The following is a 442-nucleotide window of genomic DNA, read 5'->3' on the forward strand; positions in this document are numbered from 1 at the left end:
GGGCGGTCTGGCCGTAGCCGCGCCAATCCGGCGCCACGATATGCCAGCGCTCGCGCAGTGCATCGACCAGAAACTGGAACGATGCCGACACATCCATCCACCCGTGAAACAGGAACAGGATGGGCGCACCGGGCTCGCCCCATTCACGGATGTGGTAGCGCAGGCCGCGCACGGGCAGGTAGGTCGAGCGGGAGGCCTGGCGGGCGGCCGGCTGCGTGGTGGAGTCCATGGTTTCCGTCACCGAATATAAATCGAACGATCGTTCTTTTTCTCGGGATTATAGCGGCGGATGAGCTGCGCCGTGGCGCTCAGAACGAGGCTTCCAGCGCGGCGATTTCGTCGTCGTCGAAACCGGCCTGGCGGCGCGCTTCCAGGTTGAATGGCCCGCGCAATCGCGGCGCACCGTATTGCTCAGCCAGCTTGCGATAGGTCGGCACGGGGT

The 442-nt window shown here is 64.9% G+C and carries 1 protein-coding gene; it reads right to left on the reverse strand.

All coding sequences use genetic code 11. The features are described 5' to 3' along the window. Positions 1–229, reverse strand: a 229-nt coding sequence (locus D7V97_RS43720; RefSeq protein ID WP_368669028.1) for an alpha/beta fold hydrolase, incomplete at its 3' end; no start/stop codon positions are given. Positions 230–442 lie beyond the last annotated feature (213 nt).

The organism is Corallococcus sp. CA053C, from assembly GCF_003611675.1.
Lineage (GTDB): Bacteria > Myxococcota > Myxococcia > Myxococcales > Myxococcaceae > Corallococcus.